The 14,194-nt window shown below is 74.1% G+C and carries 11 protein-coding genes; 5 read left to right on the forward strand and 6 right to left on the reverse strand.

Going from position 1 to position 14,194, the window contains the following annotated elements; genetic code table 11:
* Positions 1–2: 2 nt before the first annotated feature.
* The 4 genes from MMF93_RS02790 to MMF93_RS02805 all read right to left on the reverse strand — a co-directional run bounded on the left by MMF93_RS02790 (position 3) and on the right by MMF93_RS02805 (position 6,159).
* Positions 3–1,364: an extracellular solute-binding protein gene (locus MMF93_RS02790; protein WP_242749245.1), complete on the reverse strand. Its 1,362-nt coding sequence runs from the start codon at positions 1,362–1,364 to the stop codon at positions 3–5.
* A 252-nt stretch (positions 1,365–1,616) separates the two neighbouring features.
* On the reverse strand, positions 1,617–2,366 hold the full coding sequence (locus MMF93_RS02795) for a class I SAM-dependent methyltransferase (protein WP_242749246.1): 750 nt from the start codon (positions 2,364–2,366) through the stop codon (positions 1,617–1,619).
* A gap of 158 nt (positions 2,367–2,524) precedes the next feature.
* Positions 2,525–4,330: an alpha-amylase family protein gene (locus tag MMF93_RS02800; RefSeq protein ID WP_242749247.1), complete on the reverse strand. Its 1,806-nt coding sequence runs from the start codon at positions 4,328–4,330 to the stop codon at positions 2,525–2,527.
* Positions 4,327–6,159, reverse strand: a complete 1,833-nt coding sequence (locus tag MMF93_RS02805) for an MBL fold metallo-hydrolase (RefSeq protein ID WP_242749249.1) — start codon at positions 6,157–6,159, stop codon at positions 4,327–4,329. Before MMF93_RS02805 ends, MMF93_RS02800 begins: the two co-directional genes overlap by 4 nt.
* Before the next feature lie 247 nt (positions 6,160–6,406).
* Between MMF93_RS02805 and MMF93_RS02810 the strand changes: the two genes are divergently transcribed.
* The 4 genes from MMF93_RS02810 to MMF93_RS02825 all read left to right on the forward strand — a co-directional run bounded on the left by MMF93_RS02810 (position 6,407) and on the right by MMF93_RS02825 (position 11,805).
* Entirely contained in the window at positions 6,407–7,468 is a 1,062-nt protein-coding gene (locus MMF93_RS02810; RefSeq protein WP_242749251.1) for a LacI family DNA-binding transcriptional regulator, read from the forward strand.
* Positions 7,469–7,571: 103 nt separating this feature from the next.
* Positions 7,572–8,249: a hypothetical protein gene (locus MMF93_RS02815; RefSeq protein WP_242749253.1), complete on the forward strand. Its 678-nt coding sequence runs from the start codon at positions 7,572–7,574 to the stop codon at positions 8,247–8,249.
* A gap of 151 nt (positions 8,250–8,400) precedes the next feature.
* The gene (locus tag MMF93_RS02820; RefSeq protein WP_423835338.1) at positions 8,401–10,509 is read left to right on the forward strand and encodes a SpoIIE family protein phosphatase; all 2,109 of its coding nucleotides are present in this window, start codon (positions 8,401–8,403) and stop codon (positions 10,507–10,509) included.
* Between the two features lie 150 nt (positions 10,510–10,659).
* On the forward strand, positions 10,660–11,805 hold the full coding sequence (locus tag MMF93_RS02825; RefSeq protein ID WP_242749255.1) for a pyridoxal-phosphate-dependent aminotransferase family protein: 1,146 nt from the start codon (positions 10,660–10,662) through the stop codon (positions 11,803–11,805).
* Between the two features lie 63 nt (positions 11,806–11,868).
* Here the strand turns inward: MMF93_RS02825 and MMF93_RS02830 are convergent, their stop codons facing one another.
* A complete protein-coding gene (locus tag MMF93_RS02830; protein WP_242749257.1) occupies positions 11,869–12,525 on the reverse strand; it encodes an HD domain-containing protein in 657 nt (218 codons plus the stop codon).
* 104 nt (positions 12,526–12,629) lie between these two features.
* Entirely contained in the window at positions 12,630–13,076 is a 447-nt protein-coding gene (locus MMF93_RS02835) for a nitroreductase family deazaflavin-dependent oxidoreductase (RefSeq protein WP_242749259.1), read from the reverse strand.
* Positions 13,077–13,295: 219 nt separating this feature from the next.
* Between MMF93_RS02835 and MMF93_RS02840 the strand changes: the two genes are divergently transcribed.
* A complete protein-coding gene (locus MMF93_RS02840) occupies positions 13,296–14,189 on the forward strand; it encodes a DUF3626 domain-containing protein (protein WP_242749261.1) in 894 nt (297 codons plus the stop codon).
* Positions 14,190–14,194 lie beyond the last annotated feature (5 nt).

Consider the following 14,194-nt stretch of genomic DNA (forward strand, 5'->3'; position numbering starts at 1 on the left):
GGTCACTCACCGTCCTGCGCGGCGCGGTCGAGCGCCGACTGGGCCCTGCGCTGGGCCTCGTCCAGTGCCTCCTGGGCGGTTTGGGTACCGGAGAGCACGCTGTTGACCGCGTTCATCCACGCCTTGCGGAACTCGCTGCCCGCCGCGTTCGCCGGCACGGTGACGGCGTCGTCCTGCGCCGAGTAGAGGGTGGTGGCCGCGTCGTCGAACGCCGGGTTGCCGGTCTTCTTCCACACCTGGTTCCTGATGCGGCGGTCGGCCTCCTTGTTGCCCGTGAAGTCACCGATGTAGGGGGAACCGTCCGCGCGGATGTCCTTCGCCTTGGCCCTGGCCGCCTTCACCCAGGTGTCGGCCGCGGTCATCGTGGCGATGAACTCGCACGCCTTGTCCGGGTGCTCGGATCCCTTGGGTATCGCCCAGCTGTAGCCGGAGACGTAGTTGAGCGGCTCGCCCTCGCGATCGCGGAAGGCTGTGGTGGTGAGCGCGGCCTTCGGGGTGGTGTCGGCGAGGACGTTCACGTACCAGTCCTCCATCGGGTAGGCGCCGACCTGGTTGCGGACGAACTGGTTGGCCGCGCCGAACTGGTCGAAGGAGTCACGCAGTGCTTTCATCCGGCCCCAGCCGCCCTGGGCGTCGATGAGCCTGACCGTGAAGTCGAGCGCCTCCACGACCTCGGGGCTGTTCAGCTTGGCGGTGCGGCCGTCGTCGCTGAGCAGCGCGCCGCCGTTGGCGCGCACCCACAGCGGAAAGAACTCGGGGATCTTGGGGTCGAAGCCGATCCGGGTCAGCTTGCCGTCCTTGCTGCGCCGGAGATCCTTGGCGAGCTTCAGCAGGCCGTCCCAGTCGGAGGTGTCCACGTCCTCGGGGCGGCGCCCCGAGTCCTTCAGCGCGGCACGGTTGAGCAGCATCACGCGGTTGTCGTAGGAGTCGGGCAGCCCGTAGACGGTGCCGTTCAGGGTGGCCTCGTCGATCGCGCCGTCGCGGTACTGGTCCAGGTCGATCCCGCGGTTCTTCAGGCAGCTGGTGAGCGGCACGACGGCCCCGCGGGAGGCGTAGCCGCCGAGCAGGGTGCGGTCCATGCGCACGACGTCGGGCGGGTCGCCCGCGGCCACCGAGGAGAGGAACTGCTGTTCGTCGAAGGCCCCTTGGTTGACCTGGAGGTGAACGCCGGTCAGGGCCTCGCGCGCCTCCTGGATCCGGACGTCGGCCAGAGCGTCGCCCTGGCCGAAGCCCATGGTCGTGAAGGTGCCCGAGGTGTCGGCGAAGCCGACGCCGCCGCAGGCGGTGGCCGGCAGCAGCCCGACCGCGGCGGCCAGCGCGGCCGCGGCCCGGCGCAGCCGGCGACGGGGTGGTGGTGCCGCCATGGCGCTCTCCCTTGAGGTTGGCTGACACGGGGGACGGATGGTGCGGGGTGTCCGGGGGTGCGGTGGAGGCTGACACGTCGCGGTGCGGCGCGAACGGCACGAGTCGGCCCGCCGGTTCGGCGTCACTCGGTCTGGCATCGATCCCAGATGGGAACGTAACCACATGCGGAAGGGGAATCAAGGGTCGGCGCACGGCCGGTTTTCCGGGGAATCCGCGCAGCCGGCTGGCGAGCGAGCCGTGCAGCGCGGCCGCTACCGCCTCGGGGGCGTCTCACCGTCGGTTCTGCGCGCCACGAAGACCAGCTCGCGGCCGGGCCGGTCGGGCGCGTCCCGCACGTCGCGCACCGCGAACCCCCGCTCCCCCAGGTCCGCCTCGACCTCCTCCCGGTCGCGGAACCTGAGCGTCGACTCGGACGTCAGCACCCGCCCGTCGGCGGAGAACTCGTAGGCGTGCCGGAAGGTCACCAACGGCCCCTCGACCGCCACGAGATCGCTCCAGCTCGCGACCGTGCCCCCGCCCGGCACCCGGGTCACGCGGTAGGAGTCCTCACGGTTCCACCGCTCCCAGGCCCGCACGGCGGGGTTCCTCGTCTCGAAGACCAGGTGGCCCCCAGGGCGCAGCGCGCCGTACGCGCTGCCCAGCGTCGAGCGCCACGCCTGCCGGCCGACGATCTCCTGAGCGACGTTGGCCGTCATCGTGACGAGATCGGCGTCCAGCGGTGGTGCCGCCCGCGCGTCGCCACAGATCCAGCGCACCGCCTGTCCACCGGCTTTGGACCGGGCCACATGGAGCGAGGCGCCCGCCGGATCCACCCCGGTGACCTCGATCCCACGGGCCGCCAGCAGCAGCGCGAACGTGCCGGTACCGCAGCCGAGGTCGAGCACCCGCCGCGCGCCGAGTTCCGCCACGAGAGCGAGGTAGGGCTCCAGGTCGGCGCGTTCGCCCTCCAGCACGTCGTAGAGGGCGGCGAGCCGGGGCTGCCTGAAGAGCTCGTCCGCCATACGCCCACGGTAGGTCCCCTGCCGCGCGGACGGCAGTGCGCGGGGCCGGGCCACGACCGCCGGTGTGCTCGGCGCTCCCAGCGTGCCCGGCCCTCTCGGTGCTCTCGCTCCGTTCGGCGTTTCCCGGCCGCCCGGCGTGCTGCGTTCGCCGGGCGGTCTCAGTCCGTTCGGCCCCGCCACACGCCGGAGCGCCACTGGGTGCGCAGCGTCGCGTAGTCACGCGCCTGAAGGCGCTCGCCCGTGCGGTCCAGGTGGGTGGTCACGTAGAGGGCGGGGACGCCGAGCGCGGGTTTGGCCTCGGTGTAGGCGCGCCACTGGGCCAGGTCGGGGGCGCACCAGTCGTCGGTGTCGACGAGGAGATGCGGGCAGCCGGCGCGGGCCACGGCGGCGCGGTAGCGCATCTGCGGGACGACGGGTGCGTACGGGTCCGGATCGTCCAGCCGCAGCATGTCGTTGAGCCGGACCATGTCGGTCACGTCGGCGAACGCCGGGTGCGGGGTGTGGGTGACCACCAGCGCGTCCGGTTTCGCCTCCTTGGCCGCCGCGTACATCACCGCCAGCTGCTGGTGCAGCAGCGCGACGCCCCAGGCGGGGCCGTGGCCCACGAGGTGGTGGCCCGAGGGCGTGTCGGCGGTGAAGTCGATCTTGAGGCCGTCCGCGTCCAGGCCGTCGGGGGCCAGCATCGCGCGCAGGTTGTCCCGCAGCAGCGCGCGTGCCTCGGGGTGACCGGGATCGAGCGCGACGGGGTGGCCGTCCGGAGTGCGCACGCACCAGCCGGCCGGCACGCCTTCGGTGGCCCAGGCGCGCCACCACAGCAGCACCCGCTGCCCGGCGGCGTGCCGCTCGGCGATCCAGCCGCGCAGGTCGGGCCACCGGCCGGCGTCCGGCTCCCAGGACCCGTACCGCCGCTGCCACTTGTCGTCGACCACGACGGTGCCGGGGACGAGACCGTGCCGGGCCAGGTGGTCGAGGTGGGCGTCGTACTCCGCGCGTGTGCTCAGTTCGGGCGCCGGGCGGCCGGTGTCGCGGGCCCTGGCCATCTGGGCGCCCCAGCCGCAGAACATCGGCTCCGACCACCAGGCGGGCCGGGCAGCACCGTCCTGGGGCGACGGCGGCGGCGCCCAGCCGCGCGCCACGAGCCAGGAGCGGTGGGAGCGCAGACCGGCGTACGGATCGGGGTGCCCGGGGGCGAGTCGCACGGTGGGGGTGCGGAACGCGCCGTCGACCGTGGTGTGTCCCTCGTGGTCGAGCCGGAGGTGCCAGCCGCCGTCTGAGGGCACGTAAGCCAGCTGGGTGAAGGTCTGCGCGGCGACGGGGCAGCCGATGCCGACGGTCCACCACGCATCGGCGAGGCCCGTCGCCGGCTCGGCGTCGTCGGGCAGTGCGGTCCGCGTCAACGCGAGGCACAGCGGCGCCGGGGTGAAGAACCAGTGGCCGCGGCCGGCCCGTGCGTCCCCGCACACGCCGATCACGGCGCTCTCGCCCGCGCCGCGCAGCAGCCGGCGCGGGGCGCCGGGGTTGGGCGAGAAGAGCGTCTGCCAGGCGTGGCCGCTGGGCCGCAGCCCGCTCCCCCGCCCGCCCAGCGCGGAGCGGAAGGCCAGCAGATGTGTTTCGTCCAGCCGCCCCGACCCCGTCACGTGCCAGCTCACCTCCGGGCCTTCGGGGCCGCACCACAGGCGGGTGTGCGCGCTCTGCCAGGCGGTACTGCGGCGGGCGACGGTGATCAGCGGGCAGGCGTCCTCGGTGGTGAGGACGGGCGGGTCGACGGAGAGGGTCTCGTCCCGGGCTCCGACGCGGTCCAGGGCGCCGGGGAGACTCAGTTGCAGCGGGTGGTCCGCGCCGGCGGCGAGACGCGCTGTGACACCGTCGGGCTCGACGGTCAGGCGGTATCCGGGTGCGGTGACCTCGAGACGGCCGTCGTCGTGGGCCTCGGCGCTCACCAGGGGTGCGGGACGCGGGCTCATCGGACGCTCACCAGGGCCTCGGCCTGCTGCCCGAACCGCACCTGTCCCACCGTCAGTTCGGCCCCCAGGCGCAGCCGTTCGGCGGGGAGTGCCGCGTCGTCCACCGCGACCACGAACTCGGCCACCGCTTCCGCGTGCCCGGCCACCTCCAGCACCGCCGAAGGGGGCTCCGCGTGCCAGCTCGCCGGCAGGGCCAGCCGCACCTCGGCCCGCTCGGGGCGCGGGAAGGGGTTGCGTATCTCCACCTCGATCCGCGTCTTGCCGCCGGGGCTGACGGCGCTGCGGTACGGGGTGATGCGGGCGCCGAATCCCTCCGCTGCGAAGTCGACGTCCTGAGGCAGCAGTGCGCGGTGCAGACGGGCCAGCTCGCGCCCCTTGTCCAGCAGCATGTCCAGGTAGGCGTCGGTCACCTCGAAGGGTGGCCAGTGGCCGCTGATCATCAGCTCGGGGCGCAGGGTGCGGTACAGCTCGGCGCTGCGGGTGAAGTCGTCGATCCGGAAGCGGTTGCGGTACTGGTAGTTGAGGATCTCGGGCCGCAGCCCCGGCTCCCACTCGGTGGTCTGCTGGTCGCCGGTGGCGATGACACGGCGGCCGTCGACGGTGAAGGAGTAGGCGGCCGCGTAGAGAGTGTGTCCGGGCAGGTCGTGGACGCCGATCTCGTACTCCCGCCAGCGCACGGGTGCGTCCACGGGGAGCACGCGGTCGACGGGGATCGGGTCGTACCACAGGCAGGGCAGGTCCCAGCGTTCGGGCGCGGCGAGGACGGGTGCGATGTGGGCGGGCGACCACACCCGCGTCCCGTGCACCTCGCGCAGCAGGTTGAAGCCCGCCACGTGGTCGTCGTGGTAGTGGGTGGGCAGCGCCACCTCGACGCGGTCGACGCCCAGGTCGCGGCGGAGGGCGTCGATGGAGGCGAGGAGGGGGCGGCGGGAGGCGCGGTCCGAGCCGCCGGGCAGACCGGTCGTCAGGTCGTAGCCGAAGTCGATGAGCAGGGCCGTGCCGCTCTCGGACAGCAGCGCGTAGGAGTTGGCCATCGAGGTGGTGTTGCGCAGCAGGTGCGGGGTGATCTCGCGCCACGGCCGCTCCAGCATGCGCGCGGCGTCCCAGGGCTCCTTGCGGTGCAGGTCGAGCAGGCGCGTCAGGTGGGTGCGGGCGCGGGCGACGGCCGCGGGCGGGTCGGTGACGGGTTCGCCGTGGGAGGGCAGCAGCAGGTCGGGCTCGTGTGTGAGGAGCTGGAGACAGGAAAGCACCGTGGCCGCGACGCCTTCCCGTCCGGCGTGAGGGTGGTGTCCGGTGTAGGCCCACTGCGTGGCCGCGAGCGACCAGACGCGGCCCTCGCCGTGGAGGAGGTCGCCGACGAAGGCGAGGCGGCGGCCGCCGTGTTCGACCAGGTAGCTGACGGAGCCGACGGTGTGGCCCGGGGTGGGCAGGGTGTGCACGGCGAAGGGGCCGTGGCGCTCGGTGCGGTACTCGGCGACCGTCCCGGTGACGGGCACTTGTTCGAGCAGCGAGAAGCGGTCCTGGCGCACGTCGTAGTCGTTGGCCAGCGGCCTGGTGCGCCAGTGTTCGTCGACGCCGGCTATCAGGTCGTGCTCCACGGGCGGCACCCAGATCCGTACGCCGGCCGCGACGGCACGGGCGAGGCCCTGCACCTGGTCGCGGTGGTGGTGGGTGATCAGGACGTCGGTGACCTCGTCCACGCCGAAGTCGGAGAGGTGGTCGAGGACGTCGCCGCTGCCGAAGTCGACGAGGACGGCTCGGCGGCCCTCGCGCAGCACGTAGACGTTGCAGGTGTCCCGGAAGAGGAACACGTCGCGTCCGATGAGCACTTCCCGCCCCCAGCTCTCGGTGTGCGCGGCCCTCGGTGTGGTCGTGCGGAAGAGGGGCGCGACTCGGTGTGGTATCGATTCCAGACGGGAACGCTGCCAGTGCGGCACCGCCCGGTCAAGACCCGGTGCGTCAGGCGGTACCGCCGGGCCGGTACCCGGCGCATTAGGATGACCGGGCCGAGCAGCGGGGGCGCGGAGCGGCAGGTGACAGAGCGGACGTCGTGGGCGACGGCAGGGAGGGCGGCCGGTGAGCGCGCAGGGGGACGAGCCGGTGGACGCGCGGGGAGACGAACGGTCGGCGCCCCGGCGCCCGACGCTCAAGGACATCGCCCGGGCGGCAGGGGTCTCCCGCTCCACGGCGGCCAGAGCGCTGAGCAAACAAGGCTACGTCGGCGCCGCGGCGAAGACGCGCGTCCAGGCCGCCGCCGAGGAACTCGGGTACGTGCCCCACGGGTTGGCCAGGTCGCTGCGCCAGCAGGTGTCCCGTTCGGTCGGCGTCCTCGTCTCCGACCTGCGCAACCCCTTCTACGCCGACCTGGCCGCCGGCATCTCCCGGCACGCCCGCGCCCGCGGCTACACGATGGTGCTCAGCGACGACAGCGGCCGCGCGGACGTCGAACGGGAGGCGGCCCGCGCGTTCGTCGCCATGCGGGTCGCGGGCGTGATCGTCACGCCGGTCTCCGAGGAGGTCTCCGCCTTCCTGCTGCGCCAGCGCGTTCCCGTCGTGGAGGCCGACCGCCAGTTCGCCACCGGACGCTGCGAAGCGGTGATCGTGGACAACATGGCCGCCTCGCAGCGGCTCAGCGAACACCTGATCTCCCTGGGCCACCGCCGGATCGCGCTGCTCATCGACGAGACCGACTGGACGACCGGGCGCGAACGGTTCCGCGGCTACCGCGAGTCGCTGCTGGCCTCGGGCATCCCGGCGGACCCGACGCTGCTGGTGTCGGCAGGATCCGACGTGGACGCCGCGCGGAAGGCCGCCGTCGACCTGCTGGCCAGGCGCGACCGCCCCACCGCCGTGTTCGCCGCGAACAACGTGCTGGCGGAGGGGCTGTGGCGGGCCGCCCACGACCTGGGCCTGCGGGTGCCGGCGGACCTCTCCCTCGTCTCGTTCGACGACGCGCCCTGGATGAGCATGGTCGATCCAGGGGTCACCGCCGTCGCCCAGGACGCCGTGGCGCTGGGAGAGGCCGCACTCGACCGGCTGCTGACCCGCATCGACAATCCTGAGGCGCCGCCCGTGACCGTCGTCATCGACGCCGAAATCCAGGCCCGCGGGTCGACGGCGGCCCCGCGCGAGAGCTGAGGGGCCCGACCGCACCGGCCCGGGCGGGCTGCCACCGCGGCTGAGTAACCCGCTGAGTACGCGCGCTCAGGTAGGGCCGGGGGCGGACGGGAAAGCTGAGCGCATGACGACACCACCGCTGTCCGGGCAGCCGTACCCGCCGCACCGTCCGGGCACGGCTCCCCCTCCCCGTCCGCCGGCGCCTTCGCAGGTGCGGCGCGGACTGCGGGCGGCACTCGCGGTGGCGGTGGTGCTCACGCTGGTGTGCGGCGGCGGCGCCGTCTGGTGGCTGCTGCGCGGCCGTGCCGACGCCCCGCTGGCCGACAGGCCCCGGGTGAGCGACGACAGAGCCGGCGTCTCCTACGCGCTCCCCCCGGGCTGGGGGCGCGACCGCCGGGAGGAAGCGGACCCGAGGCACGCGTTCTCCTCGCGGATCACCCGCACCACGGCGAGCGGCAAAAGCGGCGGCACCGTCCTCACCGGCCGGTCGGGGCAGGTGGTGCCGGACGCCGACCTCGGGACGTACACCGAGGCGGCGGCCAGGTCGAACGCGGAGCACTTCTTCCCCCGCCGCCCGGCCGACCTCGCCGGGTCCCGGGCCACCGAGGTCAGCGGCCATCCGGCGCACACGGTGGCGCTGCGGCTGCCGGCCCGCGGGGGAAGGCGCGCGGCCCACCTGCTGATGACCGTCTTCACCGTGGACAGCGACCGCACCTCGTTCGTCCTCGGTCTCACCACGGGCGGCTCACGGGCGGACGTCCACGACGTGGAGGACGTGCTGGCCAGCGCCCGTACGAGGTGAACCGGATCGGCGGCCGCCGACCGGGCCGCCGCCCCTGTCCTGACCACCCGAACGGGCGCATCGGATGCCACCCCGCGCGCTGGAGGGGCACGTCGGCGGGGCGCGAGGGAGGATGGAGGGAAGCGCCCAGGGCAGGAAGGTAGCCGTCGTCGTGACGAACCGCGAGGAGCCGCCGGCAGGCGACGCCGACGGCGCGCCGGGGGCGGGCGAGGGGCCGCACGGCGTGTCCCTGTCCCCGCCCGGCGGGCTCCTGGACGTCCTCGGCGTGGGGGCCGTGGTGCTGGACGCGCGGGGACGCATCGTGCTGTGGAGTCCGCAGGCCGAAGAGCTGTTCGGCTACTCGGCCGCGGAGGCGCTCGGCAGCTACGCGGCGCCGCTGCTGGTCCCCGACGAGCAGCGGGACCTGGTGCTGGGGCTCTTCGACGAGGTGCTGCGGGCCGGCCGGAGCTGGGCGGGCTCCTTCCCCGTGAAGCTGCGGAACGGCAAGGTCAAACCCCTGGAGTTCCGCAACATGCGCCTCAACGACGACCAGGGCGCGGTCTTCGCGCTGGGTCTGATCACCGACCAGGCCACGCTGCGGGAGGTCGAACGCGACCTGGCCTTCTCCGCCCGGCTGGTGCAGCAGTCGCCGATGGGGATCGCGGTCATGGACACCGCGCTGCGCTACGTGTCCGTCAACCCGACCCTCACGCAGCTGGACGGCGTCGGTGTCGAGGAGCACCTGGGCCGCTCCGTCCACGACGTCCTCCCCCACGGCCACGCGGGCAAGGCCGAGCGGGTGATGCGGCGGGTGCTGGAGACCGGCGATCCCGTCATCGACCAGGAGGTCCTCGGCGGTGAGACCTCGCGGGGCGAGGGGCGGGCCTGGTCCGTGTCCGTCTTCCGGCTCGACGACGCGGGCGGGCGTCCGCTGGGGCTGTCCGTCTCCGTCACCGACATCACCGAGCGCCACCAGGCCGCGCTCCAGGCCGAGGCGGCCCGGCAGCGCCTCTCCCACCTGGCGGAGGCGTCGGTCCGTATCGGCACCACGCTCGGCCTCGAACAGACCGCCAGGGAACTGGCCGAGGTCGCCGTGCCCGACCTGGCGGACATCGCCGCCGTGGACGTGCTGGACGCCGCCGTCAGTGACCAGCCGGTGCGCATCCCCCAGGAGGAGACCGCCACCTTCCGTGCCCTGGCGCTCGCGCTCGCCTACCCGACCGTCGCCGCGGACGCCGCCGACCTGCCGGGGCACGTGGCACGCTACGGAGCCGACCGGCTGGTCACCCGCTGTGTCGCCACGGCGGAACCCGTCGCCGTACCGGCGGTAGGCCCCGAGGATCTGCTGCACATCGCCAGGGACGAGAAGTCCGCGGCGCTGCTGGCGCGCGCCGGGGTCCACTCCTACCTGGCCGTCCCCCTCATCGCGCGCGGTGAGGTGCTGGGGGCGCTCGACCTCAAGCGCACCCGCAACCCCAAGCCCTTCGACCGCGACGACACCATCCTCGCCTGCGAGCTGGCAGGACGCGCCGCCGTCTGCATCGACAACGCCCGCCTCTACCGGCAGCAGCACAACATCGCCCTCACCCTGCAACGCAGCATGCTGCCCACACCGACCGCCACCGCGACCCGGCTGCGGGTCGCCTCCCGCTACCAGCCGGCCGGCGCCCACAGCGAGGTCGGCGGCGACTGGTTCGACGTGCTGGAGCTCGAAGAGGACCGCACGGCCCTCGTCGTCGGCGACGTGATGGGCAGCGGCATCAACGCGGCCGCCACCATGGGACGGCTGCGTACCGCCACCCAGACCCTCGCCCGGCTGTCGCTGGCGCCGCACGACGTGCTGCGCCACCTCGACCGGATCACCATGGGCCTCGACCCCTACATCGCCACCTGTCTGTACGCCGTCTACGACCCGGCAAAGGGCCGCTGCCGGATCGCCTCGGCCGGCCACCTGCCGCCCGTCCACGTCCCCGCCCGGGGCGAGCCCCGCCTGGTCGGACCGCCCGAGGGCGCCCCGCTGGGCACGGGGCTGGGCGAGTACGGCACCACCACGGTCGGCCTGGAGGCGGGCGACCGGCTCGTGCTGTACACCGACGGGCTGGTCGAGACGCGGCGGGACGACATCGAGGACCGGCTGGACGCGCTGCTGGATCTGCTGCGTCCGGGCGGCCCCGGCGCGGCGGAGTCGTTGGAGGAAACCTGCGACCGGCTGCTCGGGACGCTGCGCCACCCCGACAACCACGACGACGTGGCCCTGCTGGTCACCAGCCCCCGCCCCTGACCCGCCCGGTGTTGGCCCGTCCCGGCCTGTGCCGGGCGGGCTCCGGCGGCGGAAGCGGGGTACCGGAGGTGAGGCGGGCGGGTCGCGGACGTAGGGTCGTGCGGAGACGGGGCCGTGCCCAGAAGCGCCCCTCGTGGCTGGAAGGCGACCGTGACTGCGAACACCGAGCACCCGTCCCTGCTGGATCTGCCGCCGCTGACCGCGGAGCACTTCGCCGCCGTCGAGGACAAGGTTGCCGCACTGCTGCGGACCGGGTGCGACGTGGTGGCGATGCAAGGCGAGGCACTGCTGCCGCTGGAGGCGTGCATCCGTTCGGCCGCGGCGCCCGGCAGTACGGCGCTGAACGTGGTCAGCGGCCCCTACGGGGAGACGTTCGGCGGCTGGCTGCGTGCCTGCGGGGCCGAGGTGGTCACTCTCAGCGCGCCGTTCACCGGTGCTGTCGACGCCGAACAGGTGGCCGAAGCCCTGCGGCGGCACCCGCGCATCGGCCTGGTCAGCCTCGTCCACGCGGAGGCGGCGACCGGCAACACCAACCCCGTCGCCGAGATCGGCGAGGCGGTACGGGAGAGCGGCGCGCTGCTGATGCTCGACGCCGTCGCCTCGGTGGGCGCCGAGCCGCTGCTGACGGACGCGTGGGGCGTGGACCTGTGCGTCGTCGGCGGCCAGAAGGCGCTGGCGGGCCCGGCCGGGGTCTCCGCCGTCTCGGTCAGCGCCCGGGCGTGGGAGCGGATCGCCGCGAACGAGCAGGCGCCGCGCCGCTCGTACCTCTCGCTGCTCGACTGGAAGCAGCGGTGGCTCGACGGCGGCCGTACCGCGCTGCCCCACGCGCCCGCCCAGTTGGAGATGCTGGCGCTGGAACAGGCCGTCGACCGGGTGGCCGCCGAGGGGCTCGACAACTCGATCGCCCGGCACCGCGCGGCCTCCGCCGCGACGCGCGCCGCGGCGCGCGAGCTGCCGGGGCTGGCCCCGTACGTGGTGCGCGACCAGGACGCGGCGCCCGCCGCCACGACGCTGCGCGCGCCCGCGGGCGTGGACGCACGCGAGGTGGTGGCCGCGGCGCTGGAGGCCGACCCCCGGGTGCCGCTCCAGGCGGCGGCGGGCGCGCTCGCCGAGGAGATGCTCCGCGTGAACCACTACGGTCGTGCCGCCGACCGCACGGTGGTCGCGGACACGGTACGGGCCCTCGCGGCGGGGCTGCGGACACTGGACGTCACGGGCGCGGGCACGGGGACGTCCGCGGCGGCCGCAGCCGTCGACAGCGCCGAAGCCGCCTGGGACGCGACGGCATCGACTTGACGGCGGGGCGGCGGAGGCGGGCCCGGGCACCGGGGCGCCTTCGCCGGTCGTACACGCGGCGGTTCACTCCGGCCAGGGCGACTCCAGAATGGTGCGGACGAAGTCGCCGCGCTCGAAGTGCGGATCGTAGTGCGCCAGGACGTCGGCCTTCACGTTGCCGAACGTCGTCTCGGGCTTGGGACCCACGCCGTCCGCGAAGGCGCGCAGCATGCGCTGTTTGAACGCGGGTCGCGGATGCAGCGCGACGACGGCCGCACGGTCGTCCGCCGCCAGTTCGTCGAAGCCGAAGCCCAGGACGTCGTACTCCACTCCCGCCGTCACCAGCGCCACCTCGGGCTCCATGAACTCCGGGACGCCCGGTGTGGTGTGCAGGGCGATCGCCGTCCACACCCGCCGGATGCCGTCCTCGGGCACGGAGCGGGCCGTGAGGAAGCGGCGGGCCTCGTCCGCGCTGTCGACCTCGAAGCGGCGTCCGCTGTCGTGGAACCGCTCGCCCAGTCCCACGTCGTGGAAGAGGGCCGCGACGTAGAGCAGTTCCGGGTCGTGGCTGAGGGCGCGGGCGCGGCCCAGGAGGCTGCCGAAGAAGAAGACGCGGCGCGAGTGGTCGTAGACCAGGTCGCTGGTCGTGTCCCGCACGAGCTCGGTGGCCTCCGCCGCCAGCCGGGAGTCCGGTACCCGCACCCCGCCAGGGCCCTCGTGTTCGTCCGTCCGCTCACCCATCCGGGCTCCTTCGCTCCTGCCTCGTGGCCTACGCCCTCGCCCCTGCGCCGCTTCGGCCGCCACCCGGGCACACTCCGGGCCCGCGGTGTCCTCGGGCCTGCCGCTCAGTGGCCGCCGGGGGTGGGTTCCAGGACGAAGACCGGGATCTCGCGGCCGGTCTTGCGCTGGTATTCGGCGTAGTCGGGGAACGCCTCCACGGCGCGCTCCCACCACCGCGCCTTCTCCTCGCCGGTGACCTCGCGGGCCGTCATGTCCTGCCGCTTCGGCCCGTCCTGGAGTTCGACACGGGGATCCGCGACCAGGTTGTGGTACCAGACGGGGTGCTCGGGCGCCCCGCCCTTGGAGGCGACCACGGCGTACTTCCCCTCGTGCTCCACGCGCATCAGCGGCGTCTTGCGCACCTTGCCGCTCCTGGCACCCCGCGTGGTGAGGACGATGACGGGCATCCCCCGCATCGTGGTGCCCTCCGTGCCGCCGGAGCTCTCGTACAGGTCGACCTGGTCACGCACCCACTGCTCCGGGCTCGGCACGTACTCACCCTGGATCGGCATGCTGCTCTCGTCCCCTCGTCGGTTCGCGGCCGGACCGCTCGCGGCCGTCGGATCATCTTGCCTGGCTCCCCTCGGCTTACCACCGGTGACGGGGCCGTACACGTGGCCGGAAGCGGCCGGCGGCGCCGCAGCCGCCCGGCACGGGCGGGCGGACCCCCGCCTGGCGTCCGCCCGCAATTCCGTGTGCAAACAGCACCCTCCCTCCGGCACTGTGGACACATGGAAGCGCACTCACGCCGCGCCACGGACCGTGCGGGCCGTGTCGCCCTCGGGACGCCACAGCTGCGGGCGTTGCGGTACGTCGCGGCGCGCTCGCGCGGCGGGCCGCTCCGAGCCGGGGTCCGCGTCACGCTGAACTTCCACCCCGACCGGCTGGTCGGCGAGGAGCCTGTGCTGGAGCGGCTGGCGCGGGAGGGCACCTACTCCTCGCAGTTCGTCACCGGTGTCAGCAACGGCGGTCTGACGGCGCACCCGGGCGGCGAGCGGTGGCGGTGGGAGACCCGGATGTTCGGCGGCGCCTACGACGAGGCGCCGCCCGAGGAGCGCCCCGTCTACGGTGCGCTCGACCACCGCCGCCGCCGGGGCGGTGCGGCCCCGCGCTTCGGCTCGGCCCATCTGCGGCTCACCGCAGCGGCGCTCGCGCGTACCACGTTCTGCTATCCGGACAGCGTCACCGAGCCGTCCGCCTTCGGTGTGGCCTGCCGGATGGCGCTCGTCGAACTGGCCGAGGCACAGGGCCGTGACCCGCTGGACGACTACGTCGAGGCCCACGTGCACGGCGGCGTCGATCTCGGCCGGGACGTCGAGGCGCTCGTCCTCGACCCCTCCTTCCGGAACACGGCGGTGGAGGCGGCGGCCGCGCGGCTCCCCTGCCCCGTCGCCTGGCACCCCGGCTTCGTGCTCACCGTGGACGAGCTGCGCCGCCACCCCGACTACCGCGGCCAGGAGTACGTGGACCTGGGCGTGCGCATCGCGCGGGAGGGCGGCGGCCGGCTCGACCCCCGCATCCTGGGTGAGGCCGCGTGCACGGGCCGCCACGATCCGCAGGCGGTGAAGAAGGTGTGGCACTGCCTGGCGCGGTTCGGTTCCGCGTCAACCAACGTCCCCCCGTAGGGTGT

This window comes from Streptomyces tubbatahanensis (assembly GCF_022699385.1).
In the GTDB taxonomy this organism is placed as follows: domain Bacteria; phylum Actinomycetota; class Actinomycetes; order Streptomycetales; family Streptomycetaceae; genus Streptomyces; species Streptomyces diacarni.

Bases quoted from the DNA above. Each gene is read 5' to 3' on its own strand.
- MMF93_RS02835 (WP_242749259.1), bottom strand. From the start codon at position 13,076: ATGCCGATCCAGGGTGAGTACGTGCCGAGCCCGGAGCAGTGGGTGCGT.
- MMF93_RS02800 (WP_242749247.1), bottom strand. From the start codon at position 4,330: ATGAGCCCGCGTCCCGCACCCCTGGTGAGCGCCGAGGCCCACGACGAC.
- MMF93_RS02830 (WP_242749257.1), bottom strand. From the start codon at position 12,525: ATGGGTGAGCGGACGGACGAACACGAGGGCCCTGGCGGGGTGCGGGTA.
- MMF93_RS02815 (WP_242749253.1), top strand. From the start codon at position 7,572: ATGACGACACCACCGCTGTCCGGGCAGCCGTACCCGCCGCACCGTCCG.
- MMF93_RS02840 (WP_242749261.1), top strand. From the start codon at position 13,296: ATGGAAGCGCACTCACGCCGCGCCACGGACCGTGCGGGCCGTGTCGCC.
- MMF93_RS02795 (WP_242749246.1), bottom strand. From the start codon at position 2,366: ATGGCGGACGAGCTCTTCAGGCAGCCCCGGCTCGCCGCCCTCTACGAC.
- MMF93_RS02790 (WP_242749245.1), bottom strand. From the start codon at position 1,364: ATGGCGGCACCACCACCCCGTCGCCGGCTGCGCCGGGCCGCGGCCGCG.